Origin of the sequence: Serinicoccus sediminis (genome assembly GCF_004153545.1) — a bacterium.
Lineage (GTDB): Bacteria > Actinomycetota > Actinomycetes > Actinomycetales > Dermatophilaceae > Ornithinicoccus > Ornithinicoccus sediminis_A.
Genome location: NZ_SDVA01000021.1, coordinates 18,915 through 35,699 on the forward strand (window position 1 = coordinate 18,915; position 16,785 = coordinate 35,699).

13 protein-coding genes are annotated in these 16,785 nt (G+C 73.9%); 8 read left to right on the forward strand and 5 right to left on the reverse strand.

The genetic code is table 11. The features are described from left to right. Nucleotides 1–147 precede the first annotated feature (147 nt). Genes EUS26_RS15030 through EUS26_RS15040 form a run of 3 tightly spaced genes read left to right on the forward strand, consistent with a single transcriptional unit; the run spans nt 148 to nt 3,712 of the window. A complete protein-coding gene (locus EUS26_RS15030) occupies nt 148–855 on the forward strand; it encodes a response regulator transcription factor (protein ID WP_130014648.1) in 708 nt (235 codons plus the stop codon). 16 nt (nt 856–871) lie between these two features. After that, nucleotides 872–2,362, forward strand: coding sequence for a sensor histidine kinase (locus EUS26_RS15035; protein WP_238149022.1), 1,491 nt, complete (start codon nt 872–874; stop codon nt 2,360–2,362). Nucleotides 2,363–2,407: 45 nt separating this feature from the next. Continuing rightward, complete coding sequence (locus EUS26_RS15040) at nt 2,408–3,712, forward strand: S1C family serine protease (protein WP_202865169.1); 1,305 nt, start codon at nt 2,408–2,410, stop codon at nt 3,710–3,712. Between the two features lie 135 nt (nt 3,713–3,847). On the opposite strand, the gene EUS26_RS15045 is transcribed toward EUS26_RS15040, so the two are convergent. Continuing rightward, nucleotides 3,848–5,551, reverse strand: coding sequence for an ABC-F family ATP-binding cassette domain-containing protein (locus tag EUS26_RS15045; RefSeq protein ID WP_130014649.1), 1,704 nt, complete (start codon nt 5,549–5,551; stop codon nt 3,848–3,850). Nucleotides 5,552–5,702: 151 nt separating this feature from the next. On the opposite strand from EUS26_RS15045, the gene EUS26_RS15050 reads away from it, so the two are divergent. From EUS26_RS15050 to EUS26_RS15060, 3 genes are all read left to right on the forward strand, one after another. Further along, on the forward strand, nt 5,703–6,920 hold the full coding sequence (locus EUS26_RS15050; RefSeq protein ID WP_130014650.1) for an NAD-dependent epimerase/dehydratase family protein: 1,218 nt from the start codon (nt 5,703–5,705) through the stop codon (nt 6,918–6,920). 20 nt (nt 6,921–6,940) lie between these two features. Continuing rightward, entirely contained in the window at nt 6,941–8,140 is a 1,200-nt protein-coding gene (locus EUS26_RS15055; RefSeq protein WP_130014651.1) for a glycosyltransferase family 4 protein, read from the forward strand. A gap of 183 nt (nt 8,141–8,323) precedes the next feature. Next, entirely contained in the window at nt 8,324–9,595 is a 1,272-nt protein-coding gene (locus tag EUS26_RS15060; RefSeq protein ID WP_130014652.1) for an NRAMP family divalent metal transporter, read from the forward strand. Between the two features lie 112 nt (nt 9,596–9,707). Here the strand turns inward: EUS26_RS15060 and EUS26_RS15065 are convergent, their stop codons facing one another. Further along, entirely contained in the window at nt 9,708–10,013 is a 306-nt protein-coding gene (locus tag EUS26_RS15065; RefSeq protein ID WP_130014653.1) for an MTH1187 family thiamine-binding protein, read from the reverse strand. Between the two features lie 212 nt (nt 10,014–10,225). Between EUS26_RS15065 and EUS26_RS15070 the strand changes: the two genes are divergently transcribed. Then, the gene (locus EUS26_RS15070; protein WP_130014654.1) at nt 10,226–12,268 is read left to right on the forward strand and encodes a HelD family protein; all 2,043 of its coding nucleotides are present in this window, start codon (nt 10,226–10,228) and stop codon (nt 12,266–12,268) included. Nucleotides 12,269–12,359: 91 nt separating this feature from the next. Here EUS26_RS15070 and EUS26_RS15075 read toward each other — a convergent pair whose 3' ends face one another. After that, nucleotides 12,360–13,325, reverse strand: coding sequence for a glycosyltransferase family 2 protein (locus EUS26_RS15075; RefSeq protein ID WP_130014655.1), 966 nt, complete (start codon nt 13,323–13,325; stop codon nt 12,360–12,362). Continuing rightward, nucleotides 13,322–14,794: a hypothetical protein gene (locus tag EUS26_RS17035; RefSeq protein WP_165368646.1), complete on the reverse strand. Its 1,473-nt coding sequence runs from the start codon at nt 14,792–14,794 to the stop codon at nt 13,322–13,324. Before EUS26_RS17035 ends, EUS26_RS15075 begins: the two co-directional genes overlap by 4 nt. 190 nt (nt 14,795–14,984) lie before the next feature. Here EUS26_RS17035 and EUS26_RS17165 point away from each other — a divergent pair, with 190 nt between their 5' ends. Next, nucleotides 14,985–15,668: a hypothetical protein gene (locus tag EUS26_RS17165; protein WP_202865170.1), complete on the forward strand. Its 684-nt coding sequence runs from the start codon at nt 14,985–14,987 to the stop codon at nt 15,666–15,668. Nucleotide 15,669: 1 nt separating this feature from the next. On the opposite strand, the gene EUS26_RS15090 is transcribed toward EUS26_RS17165, so the two are convergent. Further along, complete coding sequence (locus tag EUS26_RS15090) at nt 15,670–16,650, reverse strand: phosphotransferase family protein (protein WP_165368647.1); 981 nt, start codon at nt 16,648–16,650, stop codon at nt 15,670–15,672. Between the last annotated feature and the right edge of the window lie 135 nt (nt 16,651–16,785).

A 16,785-nucleotide genomic window follows, 5' to 3' on the forward strand; every position in this document is an offset into this window, starting at 1 on the left:
CACCCATCGCGAGTCCGGAGCGCACCAACCACGCGTCCGGTGGAGTCGGAACAGACGTCCGGTGGAGCCTGAGCCCGCGTCCGGTGCGAGAGGGCGCGCGCAGGGGATTCCCAGGAAACCTCCAGGGTGCGCGCGCACCATGGGTGTATGACCGCGAGCCAGACCGAGCCGGAGGCCACGCTCCTCGTCGTCGAGGACGAGACCAACATCCGCGAGCTGCTCACGACCAGCCTGCGCTTCGCCGGTTTCGCCGTCCACGCCGCGCCCGACGGACGCAGCGCCCTGCAGCTGTCCGGCGAGCACGACTTCGACCTCGCCGTCCTCGACATCATGCTCCCCGACATGGACGGCTTCACCGTCACCCGCACGCTGCGCGAGCGCGGGCTCGACCTGCCGATCGTCTTCCTCACCGCGAAGGACTCCCTGGACGACAAGATCAAGGGGCTGACCGTCGGCGGCGACGACTACGTCACCAAGCCGTTCAGCCTGGAGGAGGTCGTGGCCCGCATCCGGGCCGTGCTGCGCCGCACCCGGGTCGCCGACGAGGGCGACGACCACGCGCTGCGGGTGGCCGACCTGGAGCTCGACGAGGACAGCCACGAGGTGCGCCGGGCCGGCAAGGTCATCGAGGTCTCCCCCACCGAGTTCAAGCTGCTGCGCTACCTCATGCTCAACCCGGGCCGGGTGCTGTCCAAGAGCCAGATCCTGGACCACGTGTGGGACTACGACTTCCGCGGCGAGATGAACATCGTCGAGTCCTACATCTCCTACCTGCGCCGCAAGATCGACGTCGTGGGCGAACCCCTCATCCACACCAAGCGCGGCGTCGGCTACGTGCTGCGCGAGCCGCGCTGAGGCGGCATACCCCTCCGTGCTGCAGCACCTGCGCCGCGCCGCCTACACCAAGCTCCACCGCCTCTCCCTCACCCGCCGCCTGGTGACGGTGCTGGTGCTCCTCGTCCTCGCCGCGTACCTGCTCACGACGTCGGTGACGATCACCATGCTGCGCGGCTACCTCGTCGACCGGGTGGACACCGACCTCGAGACCTACATCAGGCCCCTGGCCGAGCGGGTCTCGGCCCAGCTGCTCGAGGACGCCACCGGGCGGCAGGACACCAGCGCGGAGCTGTGGCTGCCCCCGAACAGCTACTACATCCTGCTCACCCCTCTGGACGAGTCCGCCCCTCCGGTCTCCCTCGCCTCCCGCGGCATGGACGACACGCCGGCCCTCAGGCGCGTCGGCATCGACGACGACCGCCTCGGCGAGCCGTTCACCGTCGGCAGCGACCAGGGCGTCGGGACCTGGCGGGTTCTCGCCCTCCCGCTGGACAACGAGCAGGGGCTGGTCTCGGGGACGATCGCGGTCGCCCTCCCCCTCGACGAGGTCGACAGCACGACCCGGCAGCTGGCCTTCCTCACCATCGTCATCGGGCTCACCACGATGGTGGTCGTCGGGGTGCTGGGCTGGTTCGCGGTACGCCGCGCCTTCCGCCCTCTCACCCGCATGGAGGACACCGCCGCCGCGATCGCCGGCGGCGACCTCGCCCGCCGCATCCCCGCGCACGGCGCCCAGGACGAGGTCGGCTCGCTGTCGGACTCGCTCAACCGCATGCTCGCGCGGATCGAGCACTCCTTCGCCGTCCGCGAGGCCTCCGAGCAGCGGATGCGCGACTTCGTCGCCGACGCGTCGCACGAGCTGCGCACCCCGCTCGCCACGGTCAAGGGGTATGCCGAGCTGCACCGCTTCGGGGCGATGTCCGACCCCGAGGACGTCGCCGGGGCGATGCGCCGCATCGAGGACGAGGCGACCCGGATGACCCGGCTCGTGGAAGACCTCCTGACGCTGACCCGGTGGGACTCGGAGCCCCAGATGGTGCCGACCCGGGTGGACCTGACCGTGCTGGCCTCGGACGTCGTGCAGGACGCGCGGGTCCGGGCCCCGGACCGGACGGTGCACCTCGTGCCCCTCGACGGCGCGCCGCCCGACGTCACGCCCGAGGTCGTGGGTGAGGACGGCGCGTTGCGGCAGGTCCTCACCAACCTGGTGGCCAACGCCCTGGCCCACACCCCGGCGGGGACGGCCGTCGAGGTGGCGCTCGGCCGGGTGCACGACACCGTCGTGGTCGAGGTGCGCGACCACGGCACCGGCCTGGACGAGGACACCGCCGAGCGGGTCTTCGAGCGCTTCTACCGCGCCGACAAGTCCCGCAGCCGGGCCTCGGGCGGGACCGGGCTGGGCCTGGCCATCGTGGCCGCCATCGTGGGCCGCCACCAGGGGACGGTCCGGCACCACCCGACGCCGGGAGGCGGCGCGACCTTCCGGGTCGAGCTGCCCGCGGACCGACGTCCAGCGGATTCCTAGTCGACACCCAGGCAGCACCGACCTGCGGGTGGTGTCATGGGTCCCATGACCACCCCAGAGCACGACCCGCAGGGCCCGGCGTACGGGCAGCGCTCGGACGACGTCACCGCACCCGTCCCGACGACCCCGCAGCAGGGGACCGCCACACAGCCGGTCCCGGCCTCCGCGCACCAGGGCCCCACCACGACCACCGCCACCCGCCGTCCGCGGGAGCGCCGTCGCTACGGCGACATCGCGGTCGCCAGCGTGCTCGCCGCGCTGCTCGCCTCCGGCGGCACGTTCGCGGCGGTGGAGCTGGCCGGGGACTCCCCCGCCACCCAGAGCAGCTCGTCCGGCGACACCGCCGCCGCGGAGACGGCCGACGGCGCCGCCCGCGGCACCACCGTCTCCCTCACCGGGGAGCAGGACTGGGCCTCCGTCGCGGAGGCCGTCACTCCCAGCACCGTCTCCATCGCGGTCGCCGGTGCGGCCGGCGAGGGCTCCGGGTCGGGTGTCGTGTGGGACACCGAGGGGCACATCGTCACCAACGCCCACGTCGTGGCCGGGGCGCAGGAGGTGCAGGTGACCCTGCCCGGCGGCCGGTCCTACCCCGCCGAGGTCATCGGCAGCGACCCCTCCAGCGACCTCGCGACGCTGCAGCTGGGCACCGTGCCGGACGACCTGCAGCCCATCGCCCTGGGCGACGACGGCGCGCTGGGGGTCGGCGACCCGGTCATGGCCGTCGGCAACCCCCTGGGGCTGTCCGGCACCGTCACCACCGGCATCGTCAGCGCCCTGGACCGCCCGGTGACCACCCAGGGCGCCTCCGGCGACCCCGCCGACCCGGGGGCTGCCGTGGTCACCAACGCCATCCAGACCTCCGCGGCGATCAACCCCGGTAACTCCGGCGGCGCGCTGGTCAACGCGGCCGGCGAGCTCGTGGGCATCAACTCCTCCATCGCCTCGCTCCCGACCGGTGGCGCCGGGCAGAGCGGCTCGATCGGCATCGGCTTCGCCATCCCGTCCGGGAAGGTGCAGCTCATCGTCGAGCAGCTCATCGACACCGGCACGGCGACCCACGCCTTCCTCGGGGTGGGGCTGGACAACGCCCAGGCCGAGGTGGACGGCGCCACGCTCACCGGCGCCGCGGTCACCCAGGTGGAGCCCGGCTCCCCCGCCGAGGGTGCCGGTATGCGGTCCGGTGACCTCATCGTCGGCATCGACGACGACCCGGTCACCAGCGCCACCGCCCTCGTCGGCCAGGTCCGCGAGCGCGGCACCGGCGACCAGGTGCGGGTGTCCTACATCCGCGACGGCGAGCAGGCCGAGGTCACGGTCACCCTCGCCGCCCGGCCGGACGAGCAGCGCTGAGCCACCGGCACAGCGGCCTCCGTCGCCCGCGGGGCGTCTCCCAGCCGGTTGGTCATCTGACAGCCCCCTCGAACAGGCTGACGGCTGACCAACCGGCTGCCGGATGACGGCCCGGCCGACAGTCGGGCACCGAGTTCAGCGGGCCCGCGCCACCCGGCCCTCGTCCCAGACCGGGCCGTCGGTCTCCCGGACCCGGCCGTCGGCACCCAGGACGAGGAAGCGGTCGAAGGACGCGGCGAACCACCGGTCGTGGGTGACGGCGAGCACCGTGCCCTCGAACGCCTCCAGGCCCTCCTGCAACGCCTCCGCGGAGTGCAGGTCGAGGTTGTCGGTGGGCTCGTCGAGCAGCAGCAGGGTCGCGCCGGACAGCTCGAGCAGCAGGATCTGCAGGCGCGCCTGCTGGCCCCCGGAGAGCGACTCGAAGCGCTGCTCGCCGGCCCGGGCCAGCTCGTAGCGGTCGAGGACCCGCGCGGCCTCCTCGCGCGGCATACCCCGCCGGTGGTCGTCACCGCGGTGCAGGATCTCCAGCAGGGTCCGCCCGCGCAGGCTCGGGTGGTCGTGCGTCTGGGCGAACCAGCCCGGGCGCACCCGGGCGCCCAGGCGGGCCACCCCCGTGTGCTCCACCGGCGCGGGGACGACGTCGCCCACCGGCCGCTGGCCGGGTTCGGGGTCGCTGCCGCCGGCCGCGAGCAGCCGCAGCAGGTGCGACTTGCCGGACCCGTTGGAGCCGAGGACGGCGACCCGGTCGCCGTACCAGACCTCGAGGTCGAAGGGGCGCATCAGCCCGGTCAGCTCCAGACCCTCGCAGACGACGGCCCGTTTGGCGGTCCGCCCGCCGCGCAGCCGCATCCGGACCCGCTGCTCGTGCGCCACCGCCTCCGGCGGCCCGGCCTCCTCGAAGCGGCGCAGCCGCGTCTGCGCCGACTGGTACTGGCTGGCCATGTCGGCGTTGTAAGCGGCCTTGGCCTTGTAGCGCAGCATCAGCTCGCGCAACTTGGCGTGCTCCTCGTCCCACCGGCGGCGGGCCTCCTCCAGCCGCTCGTTGCGCTCGGCGCGGGCCTCGTGCCAGGTGGCGAAGCTCCCCGGGTGCACCCACAGCGTGCTGCCGGCGGCGCCGGGCTCGAGGGTGGCCACCCGGGTCGCGGCCCGGGCCAGCAGCTCGCGGTCGTGGCTGACGAGCAGGACCGTCTTGGCGCTGGCCCGCAGCTGTTCCTCCAGCCACCGCTTGCCCGGCACGTCGAGGTAGTTGTCCGGCTCGTCCAGCAGCAGCACCTCGTCGGGCCCGCGCAGCAGCGCCTCGAGCGCCAGCCGCTTCTGCTCCCCGCCGGACAGCGTGTCCGTCCCCCGCCACTGCGCCTGCTCGAACGGTATGCCGAGGGCCGCGACCGTGCAGACGTCCCACCGGGTCTCCTGCTCGTAGCCGCCGATGTCGGCCCAGTCGGCCAGCGCCTGCGCGTAGGCGAGCTGGGCCGGCTCGTCGTCGACGGTCATGACCGCCAGCTCGGCGTCGTCGAGCGCACGGGCGGCCGCCCGGACGCGCGGCGGGGCCACCGACACCAGCAGGTCGCGCACGGTCGGCGGGGAGGCGTCGGCGGCCACGTCGCGGCCCAGGGTGCCGATGAGCTGCGGCATCACGCCGAGCCCGCCACCCCGCGACACCGAGCCCTCGTGCGGGCGCAGCTCGTCGGCCACGATCCGCAGCAGCGTGGTCTTGCCGCTGCCGTTGGGCCCGACCAGGGCGACCCGTGCGCCGTCGCCGACGCGCAGGCCCACGTCGCGCAGCAGCGGGCGGCCGTCGGGCAGGGTGAAGCCGACGCCGGAGACCTCGACATGACCCATGGGGCCATCCTGCCGTCACCACCCCGTCAGCCCCACCCCATTTTCCGGGCTCCCACCGGATCGGCGACGCACCGCTCCCCGGCAGCATTGATACCTTGACCCGTGCGTGCGCCCGCCCCCGCGGACGCGCCCCCGACCCAAGGAGTCACCCGTGAAGATCGCTGTCCTCGGCGGTGACGGCTTCTGCGGCTGGCCCGCGGCGCTGCACCTGTCCGACCTCGGCCACGACGTGGTCATCGTCGACAACCTCGTCCGCCGACGGATCGACGAGGAGCTGGGGGCCTCCTCGCTCACCCCGATCGCGAGCCCGCAGGAGCGCCTGGCGGCGTGGGAGGAGGTCGGTGGCCGCCCCATGGAGCTGGTCGAGCTCGACCTGGCCCAGGACTACGACGACCTCGTCTCCTTCCTGCGGGCGCAGCGCCCGGACGCGGTCGTGCACTTCGCCGAGCAGCGCTCGGCCCCGTACTCGATGAAGTCGCCGCGGCACAAGCGCTACACCGTCGACAACAACACCAACGCCACCCACAACCTGCTCTGCGCCCTGGTCGAGACGGGCGTGGACGCCCACCTGGTCCACCTGGGGACCATGGGGGTCTACGGCTACGGCACGGCCGGTATGGCGATCCCCGAGGGCTACCTCGACGTCCAGATCGCCGGCGAGGACGGCACGCGGGTGGACCAGCAGATCCTCTACCCCACCAACCCGGGCTCGGTCTACCACATGACCAAGTGCCTGGACCAGCAGCTCTTCGCCTACTACGCCAAGAACGACGCGCTGCGCATCACCGACCTGCACCAGGGCATCATCTGGGGCACGCACACCGAGCAGACGCTGCGCGACGAGCGGCTCATCAACCGCTTCGACTACGACGGCGACTACGGCACGGTGCTCAACCGCTTCCTCATGCAGGCGGCCGTCGGCTACCCGCTGACCGTGCACGGCACCGGCGGCCAGACCCGGGCCTTCATCCACATCCGCGACATGGTGCGGTGCGTGCAGATCGCCCTGGAGAACCCGCCCGCGGCCGGTGACCGGGTCAAGATCTTCAACCAGATGACCCAGACCCACCGGGTGCGCGACCTGGCCGAGCTGGTCGCCCGGATCAGCGACGCCGAGGTCGAGCTGGTCCCCAACCCGCGTCACGAGGCGCCCGAGAACGAGCTGCACGTGCACAACGAGACCTTCCTCGATCTCGGCCTGGAGCCGACCCTGCTCGAGGAGGGCCTGCTCATGGAGGTGGAGGACGTCGCCCGGCGCTACGCCGACCGGGCCGACCTCGACAAGATCCCGTGCACCTCGGTGTGGACCCGGCAGCAGCAGGCGGGCGTGCCGGCCTCGCGCGCCGCCGCCGTGGAACGCACCGCCTGAGCCGGGCGACGGCATACCGGATGCGCATCGCGCTGTTCACCGAGGTCTTCCTGCCCAAGGTCGACGGGGTCGTCACCCGCGTCACCCGCACCCTGGACCAGCTCGCCGACCTCGGCCACGAGGCCCTCGTCTTCGCGCCAGGTGAGCCACCCAGCCGCTACGGGCCGCACCGGGTGGTCAAGGTCCGCTCGGTGTCGTTCCAGCCGTGGTACCCGGAGATCATGGTCGGGCTGCCGACCGCCCGGATCGCCCGGGAGATGCAGGCCTTCCACCCCGACATCGTGCACGCCGTCAACCCGGTGTGGCTCGCGGCGTACGGCGTCATCTCGGCCCGGCGGCGCAACCTGCCGCTGCTCGCGAGCTTCCACACCGACGTGCCGTCCTACACGACGCGTCTCGGCAACGGGCTGCACCTGCTGCGGGCCCCGAGCCAGGCGTGGATCACCGGGATGCACAACCTCGCCGAGGTCAACCTGTGCACGTCCGCGCAGATGGTGCAGCGGGCCCGGGAGGTGGGGATCCGCGAGGTCGACCTGTGGCCCAAGGCCGTCGACACCGAGGGCTACCACCCCTCGCGCCGCAGCAGGGAGATGCGCGAGCGGCTGACCGGCGGGCACCCCGAGGCGCCGCTGGTCCTCTACGTCGGGCGGCTCTCCCGGGAGAAGGACCTCGACCAGCTGCTGGAGCCCGTCCGGGCGCTCGCCGGTGAGGGTGTGCGGCTCGCCTTCGTCGGGTCCGGACCGGCCCGGCGCGAGCTCGAGGAGCTGTTCGCCGGCACCCCCACCGTCTTCACCGGCTACCTCGCCGGCGAGGAGCTCGCGGCGGCCTACGCCAGCGCCGACGCCTTCGCCTTCCCGTCGACGACCGAGACCCTCGGGCTGGTCGCGCTGGAGTCGATGGCCAGCGGGGTGCCGGTCGTCGGCGCCCGCGCCGGAGGCATCCCCTTCGTCATCGACGACGGTGTCACCGGCTTCCTCGTCGAGCCGGGCGACACGGCGGGGTATGCCGACCGCCTGCGCCGGCTCCTGCTCGAGCCCGGGCTCAAGGACCGCATGGGCGCAGCCGCCCGGGCGGACGCACAGACCCACTCCTGGCGGGCCTCGACCGAGTCGCTCGTCGACTCCTACGAGCTCGCGGTCGAGCGGCACGTCGGCCGCCGCCCGGTGCTCAAGCCGCTGCGGGCCCGCCAGCACCGCGACCTCCCCCCGCCCGGCCCCTGACCCACCCCCGCCCCACCGAGCGCCGCGAATGGTTGCCCCACGCACCACCGGGCGCCGCGAATGGTTGCCCCCCGACCCACCGAGCGCCGCCAATGGTTGGCCCCCCGACCCACCGAGCGCCGCCAATGGTCGCCCCGTCGTGGCTGCCGGCGGGGTCGGTATGCCGGTGCTAGCGTGCCGCCCATGGTGATCGACGGCGAGACCAGGACCACGGCCGAGCGCTCGACGTGGCGCAGCCGGTGGGGGGCGTTGGGTCCGGGGCTCCTGGCGGCGTCCGCGGCGATCGGCGCCTCGCACCTCATCTCCTCCACCCAGGCGGGGGCGCTCTTCGGCTGGCAGCTGGTCTGGCTCATCGTCCTCGCCAACGTGCTGAAGTACCCGTTCTTCCGGTTCGGCCCGCAGTACGCCGCCGAGACCGGCCGCAGCCTGGTCGAGGGCTACGCGCGGCGCGGGAAGGCATACCTCTGGGTGTTCTTCGTCCTCGCCGCGGTGTCCTCGGTCATCTCCACGGCCGGCGTCGCGCTGCTGTGCACGGTCATCCTGGCCTACCTGCTGCCGGCGTCGTGGGGCCTCGGCGTCCCCGTGCTCGCGGCCGGGCTGCTCGCGGTGACCTGGCTGCTGCTCGTCGGCGGCCACTACAAGGCCCTGGACGGCGTCACCAAGATCATCATGGTGCTCCTGGCGCTCTCGACCGTCGTCGCCGTGGTCATGGCCGCCTCCCAGGGGCCGGTGCGTCAGCCCGACTTCGTGGACCCCTCGCCGTGGACGCTGGCCACCCTGCCCTTCCTCGTCGCGGTCATCGGCTGGATGCCCGCGCCCATCGAGATCAGTGCGCTGAACTCGCTGTGGGTCAAGGCCAAGGGCACCGACCGGCGGCTCGCTGTGCGCGACGTGCTCTTCGACTTCAACCTCGGCTACGTCGTCTCCACGGTGCTCGCCGTCTTCTTCATCGGGCTCGGCGTCTTCGTGCAGTACGGCAGCGGCCAGGAGATGGAGATGGCCGGCGGCGCCTACATCCCCCAGCTCATGAGCATGTACGGCGCCGCGATCGGGCAGTGGGCGGTGCCGCTCATGGCGCTCATCGCCTTCGCCTGCATGTTCGGGACGGTCATCTCGGTCGTCGACGGGTATGGGCGCGCGGCCGCCGAGTCGCTGCGCCTCATCCGAGGCCAGGACCAGATGAGCCGCCGCTCCAAGGACGTGTGGATCACCGGCATCTCGGTCGTCGCGCTGGCCATCGTCGTCTGGATGAGCGCCTCCCTCGCCGACATGCTGCGCTTCGCGATGGTCAGCGCCTTCCTCACCGCCCCTGTCTTCGCGTGGCTGAACTTCTCGATCATCCGCAGCGAGCGCCAGCTGTCGACGAGCATGCGGGTGCTGTCCTACGCCGGGCTGGTGTTCCTCGTCGGCTTCACCCTGCTCTTCCTGGCCTCGCAGACCGGCCTGCTGGCCTGATCAGGAGCTGGACCGTCGCTTCCGGCCCGGAAGGGCGGGACTGCACCGGGTATGTCGTGAGACCCCCGGCGGGCGACATGTCCGCTGCAGTCGCGCAGCACCGGTGGCCGGCTCAGCCGTCGGAGAGGTGGGCGTTGACCCGGTCCACCTTCTCGGTGAGCTGACCGGCATACCCGGGGCGCAGGTCGGCCTTGACCACGAGCGAGACGCGTGGGGAGTGCTGCGCCACCGCGTCGCACGCCGCCTTGATGACCGGCATCACGTCGTCCCACTCCCCCTCGATGGTGGTGAACATCGAGGTGAGCTCGTAGGGCAGCCCCGAGTCGCGGACCACCCGGATCGCGTCGGCGACGGCCGCGCTGACCGAGCCGGACTCGTCGGCGGACTGGGTGGGGGCGACGGAGAAGGCGAAGAGCATGCCACCACGCTAGCCCTCGGGCGGCAGACCGGCCCGACCGGCAACCAGTGGGGACGCCCGGTGGGTGTCAGGGCAACCATTGGCGACGCCCGGTGGGTGTCAGGGCAACCATTGGCGACGCCCGGTGGGAGTCAGGGCAACCATGCGCGACGCCCGGTGGGGGTATCGTGCTCCTTTCCCCTCCTCACCACCGCCCTGCGAGGTATGCCGCGATGCCCGCTCCCCCGACCGACCCGCGCGCCGAGCTCGCCGCCGAGCAGGCGCACCTCGCGCGCGCCCGGACCGAGCTGGGCCGGATGCGCGACCACACGCTCTCCCTCACCGCCGACGGCGGCGACGCGATCGCCGGCGAGGCGCTCGCGCACACCCTCTGGCTGCGGGCCAAGGCCCTGCAGGACGACCCCGGCACCACCCTCTTCTTCGGCCGCCTCGACCTGGAGGCCGGTGACGACGCCGGCGAGCGCCTCTACATCGGCCGGCGCCACGTCTCGGACGCCGACGGCGACCCGGTGGTCGTCGACTGGCGCGCCGGGGTGTCGACGCCGTTCTACCGCGCGAGCAGCGCCGAGCCGATGGGGGTGCGGCGGCGACGGAGGTTCGGCATCGAGGACGGCCGGATCACCGCGCTGGAGGACGAGCTGCTCGGCGAGAGCGCGTCGACCCCCGCCGCCGGCCAGGCCGGCGCGAGCGAGCTGCTGGCCCGGGAGATCGAGCGCCCGCGCATCGGCCCCATGCGCGACATCGTCGCGACGATCCAGCCCGAGCAGGACGAGATCGTGCGGGCCGACGTGGGCACGACGCTGTGCGTGCAGGGCGCCCCCGGCACCGGCAAGACCGCCGTGGGGCTGCACCGCGCGGCCTGGTTGCTCTACGCCTTCCGCGAGCGGCTCGCGCGCACCGGCGTCCTCGTCGTCGGCCCCAACCGCGCCTTCCTCGAGCACGTGGGCGCGGTCCTGCCCTCGCTCGGCGAGATCAGCGTCCGCCACACCACCGTCGAGGAGCTCGTCGGCGGCCACGGCCGGGCCCGGGCCACCGACACGACCGAGGTCGCCCGGCTCAAGGGCGAGGCGCGGATGGCCGACGTGCTGCGCGCCGCGCTCTGGGCGCAGGTCGGGCCGGCGACCGAGCCTCTCGTGGTGCCGCGGGGGTCTCGCCGGTGGCGGGTGCCGGCGTACGAGGTCCAGGACATGCTCGACGAGCTGCGCACCCGCGGGGTGGGGTATGCCGCCGCCCGCGCCATGCTGCACCAGCGGCTGGCGCACGCGGTCATGGTCTCGATGGAGCGCTCCGGCGACTCCCCGGACGACCGGGTGCAGGACGCCGTGGCGAGGTCGGCGCCGGTCAAGGCCTACGTCAAGGCGGTGTGGCCCGAGGCCAGACCCGCCGCGGTGCTGGCGCACGTGCTGACCACGGGCGAGCACCTGGCCGACGACCAGCGGGCCGTGGTGTGGGACAAGCCCCCTCGCTCGCCGGGTTCGGCGCGGTGGAGCGAGGCCGACCTCGTGCTCCTCGACGAGCTCGCCGACCTCGTCGACCGCACGCCGAGCCTGGGGCACGTCGTGCTGGACGAGGCGCAGGACCTCTCGCCCATGCAGCTGCGGGCGGTCGGGCGGCGGGCCTCGACCGGGTCGCTCACCGTGCTGGGCGACCTGGCGCAGGGCACCACCCCGTGGTCGACCACGTCGTGGGAGGAGTCGCTGCACCACCTCGGCAAGGAGCTGGCGGCCGGCTCGACCCACCTGGTCGAGCTGGTCCGCGGCTTCCGGGTGCCCTCGTCGGTCATCGAGTTCGCGGCCCGGCTGCTGCCCTCGATGGCTCCCGACCTGGCCCCGCCGGAGTCGGTGCGCTCCAACCCCGGCCGGCTCGACGTCGTGGCGGTCGAGGACGCCGTGACGGGTGCGGCGGAGGCCGTCAGCGGGGTGGCCGCGCAGGAGGGCTCGGTGGGGGTGATCGTGCCCGACGCCTGGCTGGGGCGGGTCGCCGTGGCGCTGACCTCAGCGGGGCTGGTGCACGAGGTGCTCGACGGGCAGCACGCCTCGGAGGCCCTGGCCCGGGTCCCGCTCTTCCTCGTGCCGGCGACGGTGGCCAAGGGCCTGGAGTTCGACCAGGTGGTCGTCGTCGAGCCGGCCGCGATCGCCGCCGCCGAGCCGGACGACCGCACGGGCCTCCGCCGGCTCTACGTCGTCCTCACCCGTGCGGTCAGCGGCCTCACCGTCGTGCACGCCGAGCCGTTGCCCGGCCCACTCGCCGGGTAGGCGTCGGCCCCAGGCCGATCCCGCCCCGGGTGAGCAGACTCCTCAGGGACCACCGGGCTCCGCAGGCCACCACAGCGGTCCCGCGTGCCCGTCAGTCCCGAGGCTCCTCGCCGGTGAGGCTGTCGTGGGCCACGTAGTAGGTGGGGCGCCCGAGCTGCATGGTGTAGGTGCGGCCGACGTACTCCCCCAGGATGCCGAGGCACAGCAGCTGCACCCCGCCGACGGCCGTGACGACCATGAAGGTCGAGGTCCACCCGGGGACGGTGAGGCCGACGGCATACCCCACCAGGGCGTAGACCAGCAGGCCCAGCGCGACCGCCGCGCCGACGAAGCCCAGCCACGTCGCCAGCCGCAGCGGGGCGAGGCTCGCGCCCGTGATCGAGTCGACGGCCAGCCGGAGCATGCGCGAGAGCGGGTACTTCGAGGTGCCGGCCGCCCGCTCGTCGCGGCGGTAGGCGAGCACCCCGGAGGGGAAGCCCAGCGACGGCACGACGAGCCGCAGCACCCGGTGGTGCTCCGGCAGCGCGGTGACCGCCTCGACGGTCGCCCGCGACATCAACCGGAAGTCGCCGGCCTGCGTCGGCCCGTGGTCGGCGCCGAGGCGCCGCATCGTGTCGTAGTAGCCGTGGGCGGTGACCCGCTTGAACCGGGTGTCGCTGCTGCGGTCGTCACGCACGGCGTACACGACGTCCAGCGACTCGTCCCGGGCCAGCCGCACCATGTCGGCGATGAGCTCGGGCGGGTCCTGCAGGTCGGCGTCGATGGTGACGACGAGCCCCCCGCGGGCCCGCTCGAGCCCGGCCGAGATCGCGGCCTGGTGCCCGGCGTTGGCGCGCAGCCGGACCACCCGCAGCTGCGGCCAGGTATGCCGTTCGCGCTGCAGCAGCACGGGGGTCGCGTCGGTGCTGCCGTCGTCGACGACGAGCACCTCGTAGTCGAGCCCCAGGCCGTCGAGCACCGGGCGCAGCCGCTGCACGAACAGCGGCAGCACGTCCTCCTCGTCGAACACCGGCACGACGACGCTCAGCGCGGTCGCGCCCTGCCCTCCAGTGCTCATCGTGCCTCGCGGGTCGCCGGTCGGTGGTCGGCCGATCCTAGCCCGGCCCGCACGAGCACGAGCAGCAGCAGCGGGACGAAGGCCAGGACGTACCGCGGCCGCGCCTCGAAGATCATCAGGTATGCCGTCAGACCCCCGAGCGCGAGCACCCAGGTGGTGAGCAGCGGGTCGGGGCGGGCCCGCAGCAGCGCCACCGCGGTCGAGAGGACGACACCGAGCCAGACGCCCTGCACGAGGCCAGCCCGCCACGGGTAGAGCAGACCGGCGCCGCGGCTGGCGTCCGCAAGTGACGACCACGGCTGCGGCAGGCTGCTCGGCGCGACACCGTCGGCGCCCTCGCCGTGCGCCCAGAAGGTGCCGTCACCCCACACCCACACCGCCTTGGCCCCGAAGAACCGGGCGTTGCCCGAGAGCCCCCGCTCGGCGACCTGTTCCCAGGCCTGCTCGCGCAGCCGGGCGGCCCTCGTCGCGGGCTCCATGGCCGCCGTCGCGTCGACCTGCTCCTGCCGATAGGCGCCCCACCGCCTGACGACGGACTCCTCCTGCGAGTCCCAGGTGCCCATGGCGAGGAAGTGCTCGGCCGGGAAGGGCTGCCCCACCTCGGCCAGCCGCTCCTGGGACAACCCGGTGACCGCGCCGCTCGCCGTCGACACGGCGGCCACCGTGCCCGCGACCACGAGACCGAGCATCCCGGCGACCAGGACCGGTCTGAGCCGCCGGGTGCCCAGGACGACGAGGACGGCGGCGACGACGAGCACGACGGCATACGGCTTGAGCGCGACCCCCAGCCCCATGGCCACCGCGCCGAGCACCGCCCAGCCCCAGTGCCACGACCTGACGCAGCGCGCCATGGCGGCCGCCGCTACCGCCACCGCTGCCGCCGCCGGCAGGTCGGTGTAGGGCACCGCCACGTTCGGGGAGAGCCCGACGAGCACCGTGGCCAGCGCCTGGACCAGCGGTGACGCGCGTGGTCGCCCCAGCTCGACGCAGGCCCGCCCCAGCGCCCACAGGACCACGGCCACGCAGAGCACATGCGGCACCAGCACCGACGCCAGCGCGGGCAGACCCACCACGCCTCCTGCCTCGATCGCCCCCTGCTCCAGCGCCAGCAGCCGCACGTTGTGCGGGTAGCGCGCGAAGTAGACCAGCGCCTCCTCCGGCAACGCGCCCCCACCGGCCAGGGTGCCGGCACTCTCAAAGATCCGGCGCGCGTCCCAGCCGAACGGGACGAGCGCGAGTGCCGCGTGGACCGCGGTGACCGCCGTGCCGACGACGACACCCAGCCACACCGTGCGCCTCTCTGTGCCGCCTCCGCCGGGGCGCCCCGCCCGACACAGCCACCACACCAGCAGCCCCGACGCCGCGGCGGTCGTCGCCCAGACCGCCGCTCGTGGGAAGGCCATCCAGCTGTTCAGCGGAGCCACGAGGGCCACGACGACGGCAGCCAGCAGACCCACCCCGAGAGTCACGTGTAGGACACGCCCCACCGGTGCGCCTGCCCGTGCCTCGCCTCCCCCCACCACCATGCCCGCCACCATAAGCACCGCCGACGACAGACCCTGTCGACGCCACGCGCCTGGGGGCGAGACCCGCCTCGCCTCGCCCCGGCCGACGGCATACCGTAGGGCGGAGCATTCCCGCGTCATTCGAGGAGAGAGCATGCACCCCACCCACGCACCGCTGAGGATCGCCACCGGCGCCTTCGTCCTGAACTCCGGGCTCGGCAAGCTCAAGGCCGGTGAGGAGGAGGCCGAGCAGATGCACGGCTGGGCCTCCAGCGTCTACCCCGTGTTCAAGGACATGAAGGCCGGTGACTTCACCAAGGCCCTGGCCTACGCCGAGATCGGCCTCGGCGCCGCGCTGCTGCTGCCGACCGTGCCCTCCGCCGTCGCCGGGGCAGGCCTGGCCGCCTTCGGTGTCGGTCTCACCGGCCTCTACCTCAAGACGCCGGGCATGACCCAGGAGGACGGCATCCGGCCGACCCCGGACGGCATCGGCCTGGCCAAGGACACCTGGCTGGTCGGCGCCGGCCTCACGCTCGCGACCCAGTCCTTCCTCTCCGGCACCAGGCACGCCGCGCAGTCGGTCGCCGACGGTGTCGGCAACGCGGCGGGCGCCGTGGCCGGGGGCGTCACCGGTGCGGCCGGCGCCGCGGCCGCCGGGGTCACCGGCGCCGCGAGCTCGGTCGGCCACGGCCTGGTCGACGCGGTCGGCGTCGGCGGCAAGGGCAAGGGCAAGGCCAAGGGCACCCTGAAGGGTCTGTCCAAGGGCGCCCACGACGCCCGGGAGGACCTCTCCGAGGCGCTGTCCGACCTCGCGGAGTCGCTGCTCGGCAAGCGCTGACTCAGCCCAGCCACCTCTCGAGGCCGTCGCGCAGCTGCGCGGCGGCCTCGAGGTATGTCGCGCGCCGTCCGGGGTCGGTGGCAGCGGCCGCGACGCGGTGCAGGTGGGGCCGGATGAAGTAGGTCTCGTGCAGCAGGTGCACCTCGCGGCGCACCAGCAACGGGCCCAGGTCGACCGGTGCCCCGAGCCGCTCACGCTCGTCCGCGTAGGCGCGCGCCTGGGCGCGAACCTGCCGCCCGGTGAGGGCGGCGTACCACGGGTCGGCGTGCAGCGGCCCGCCACCGAAGGCGAGGTCGCGCGCGGGGTCGCCCACGTGCCCCCACTCCCAGTCGATGAGCCGCGGGACACCGCCGTCCACGACGACGTTGCTCAGGCAGGCGTCCCCGTGGACCAGGGCCGGCTCGGCCGAGGCGAAGGCCGGCAGGGCCTGCTCCATCCGCCGCAGCACCGCCGGCCACAGCGGCTCCAGCACGGTCGCCGCGCCGGGCTCGTGCTCGCGCCACCAGTCGCGGGCGGCGTGCGCGGCGGCCACCGGGTCAGGGGTGCCCGGGGCGGGCAGGCCGTCGGTGCGACCGCCCACGTGCAGCCGGGCGAGGGTCCGCGCGAGCGCCGCGAGCAGCGCATCGGTCCAGGCCGCCGGGGCCAGCACCTCACCGGGGACCAGGCTGCTGACGAGGTATGCCGTGGGGTCGTCCTCGGTCGGTGTCCGCGCCGCCACGGGTCGGGCGGCCAGCCCGTCGGGCACCCGGGCGAGCAGGTCGAGCTCGGCCTCGAGGCTCAGCGGCAGCTCGTGCACCGGCCGGTGCGGCACCCGCACGGCCAGACCGGGCTCGACCGACCACACCACGCACGACTCCCCGCGCCCCAGGAGGCGCACCTGCGGACGGCCCGGCGGCACGGCATACCCTGCGGTCGCCCACCACCCGGGGTGGGCGTCGACGAGGTCGGCGACCCCCTCGGCGTCCAGCTGGGTCGGCAGCACCGCCCGATCGTCGCACGGCGCGCCGTCCCGTCCGTGGGTCGCCACCCCGGCCCCGGTGGCGCGTGCCGCCCTCGGACGTCGAAGGTGGGTGGGGCCTCAACCGTGCGTCTCGTCGGACGGTCCGCACGCGGGCGT

What these genes read in the sequence shown, in the direction of transcription:
- EUS26_RS15030 (WP_130014648.1), top strand. Translation starts at nt 148, where the DNA reads ATGACCGCGAGCCAGACCGAGCCGGAGGCCACGCTCCTCGTCGTCGAG.
- EUS26_RS15040 (WP_202865169.1), top strand. Translation starts at nt 2,408, where the DNA reads ATGACCACCCCAGAGCACGACCCGCAGGGCCCGGCGTACGGGCAGCGC.
- EUS26_RS15045 (WP_130014649.1), bottom strand. Translation starts at nt 5,551, where the DNA reads ATGGGTCATGTCGAGGTCTCCGGCGTCGGCTTCACCCTGCCCGACGGC.
- EUS26_RS15055 (WP_130014651.1), top strand. Translation starts at nt 6,941, where the DNA reads ATGCGCATCGCGCTGTTCACCGAGGTCTTCCTGCCCAAGGTCGACGGG.
- EUS26_RS15060 (WP_130014652.1), top strand. Translation starts at nt 8,324, where the DNA reads ATGGTGATCGACGGCGAGACCAGGACCACGGCCGAGCGCTCGACGTGG.
- EUS26_RS15065 (WP_130014653.1), bottom strand. Translation starts at nt 10,013, where the DNA reads ATGCTCTTCGCCTTCTCCGTCGCCCCCACCCAGTCCGCCGACGAGTCC.
- EUS26_RS15070 (WP_130014654.1), top strand. Translation starts at nt 10,226, where the DNA reads ATGCCCGCTCCCCCGACCGACCCGCGCGCCGAGCTCGCCGCCGAGCAG.
- EUS26_RS15075 (WP_130014655.1), bottom strand. Translation starts at nt 13,325, where the DNA reads ATGAGCACTGGAGGGCAGGGCGCGACCGCGCTGAGCGTCGTCGTGCCG.
- EUS26_RS17165 (WP_202865170.1), top strand. Translation starts at nt 14,985, where the DNA reads ATGCACCCCACCCACGCACCGCTGAGGATCGCCACCGGCGCCTTCGTC.